At 58.5% G+C, this 1,903-nt stretch carries 1 protein-coding gene; it reads right to left on the bottom strand.

Translation table 11 applies throughout. The features are described 5' to 3' along the window. The coding region (gene acs / locus ACRBB0_RS27190; protein ID WP_431377608.1) for an acetate--CoA ligase at window positions 1-1,903 on the bottom strand (1,903 nt) is incomplete at both ends.

Here is a 1,903-nt window from a genome sequence, read left to right as displayed (position 1 = left end):
TTCCACCACGGATGGATCGGCCAAAGTGCTGGTGTCGCCTAGGCTGCCATAGTCGTTTTCGGCGATTTTACGCAGGATGCGGCGCATGATTTTGCCGGAGCGGGTTTTGGGCAGGCCGGGGGCCCATTGGATCAGGTCGGGGGATGCGATGGGGCCGATTTCGGTGCGCACCCAGGTCCGCAACTCCTTGCGCAGCTCTTCGGTTGGTTCCACATCATTCATCAAGGTGACGTAGCAATAGATGCCTTGGCCCTTGATTTCATGGGGATATCCGACAACTGCGGCTTCGGCGACCTTGGCATGGGCGACCAGAGCCGATTCAACTTCGGCGGTGCCCATCCGGTGGCCAGACACGTTGATCACGTCATCGACGCGGCCGGTGATCCAGTAATCACCATCCTCATCGCGGCGGCACCCGTCGCCCGAGAAGTAATAGCCTTTGTAGTCGCTAAAATAGGTCTTCTGGAACCGCTCATGATCGCCCCAGATCGTGCGCATCTGACCGGGCCAGCTGTCCTTGATCGCCAGAACGCCTTCGACCGGATAGGTGTCGATTTCTTCGCCCGACTGCGGGTCAAGAACCACCGGCTGCACGCCAAAGAAGGGCTTCATCGCACTACCCGGTTTGGTTGCATGCGCGCCGGGGAGTGGTGTCATCATGTGGCCACCGGTTTCGGTCTGCCACCAGGTGTCAACGATTGGGCAACGCCCGCCGCCAACAACTTCATTGTACCAGTTCCAAGCCTCAGGGTTGATCGGCTCACCGACGGTGCCCAGAATGCGCAGCGATGACAAGTCGCATTTCTCAACAAATTCAGGGCCTTGTCCCATCAGGGCGCGAATGGCCGTCGGGGCGGTGTAGAATTGGTTGACCTTGTGCTTTTCACAGACCTGCCAAAAACGGCTGGCATCCGGGTAGGTTGGAACACCTTCGAACATCACCGTGGTCGCGCCATTGGCCAGCGGGCCATACACGATATACGAGTGTCCGGTGACCCAGCCGACGTCCGCGGTACACCAGTAAACATCGCCCTCTTGGTAATCAAACACCACCTCTTGGGTGAGAGCGGCATAGAGCAGATACCCGCCAGACGTGTGAACAACGCCCTTGGGCTGGCCGGTCGAACCGGAGGTATAGAGGATGAACAGCGGGTCTTCGGCGCTCATCTCGACGGGGCGGCAATAATCGCCGACTTCCATGACCATTTCATTGTAATCATAGTCGCGATCAGCGATCCAGGTGGTCTGACCGCCGGTGCGTTTGACCACCAGACATTTGACCGTGTCCTTGCAGTGCAGCAGGGCCGCATCGGCGTTGGATTTCAGCGGAGTCTGGCGACCACCGCGCGGGGCGTGGTCGGCGGTGATCACAACCTTGGCGTCAGATCCATTGACCCGAGCTGCCAGGGCGTCAGGGGAAAACCCTGCAAAAACAATGGAATGGATCGCGCCAATGCGCGCACATGCCAGCATGGCATAGGCGGCTTCGGGGATCATCGGCAGATAGATAACAACGCGGTCCCCTTTGCGCACGCCCAGCTCTTCGAGCACGTTGGCCATGCGGCAGACCCGGCGATGCAGGTCATTATAGGTGATGCTTTGCGCTTGTTCCTTGGGGTCATCGGGTTCGAAAATGATCGCGGTCTGATTGCCGCGCTTTTCGAGATGCCGGTCGATACAGTTGGCAGACACGTTCAAAGTGCCGTCGCCAAACCATTCAACATTGACCTCGCCGAGGTTGAAATTGGTGTTCTTCACCTGCGTCGGCGCCTTGATCCAATCAAGCCGCTCCGCCTGAGCCCCCCAAAAACCTTCGGGATCACTCACCGATTGCGCATACATCTCGTCATAACGCGACGCATCAACATGCGCCCCAGACGTCAGTGCCGATGATGGTGGATAG

This window comes from Pelagimonas sp. (assembly GCF_050633425.1).
GTDB lineage: Bacteria > Pseudomonadota > Alphaproteobacteria > Rhodobacterales > Rhodobacteraceae > Pelagimonas.
The sequence above is the reverse complement of the archived record's forward strand: the minus strand, read 5'-3'. Positions and strand labels throughout refer to the sequence as shown.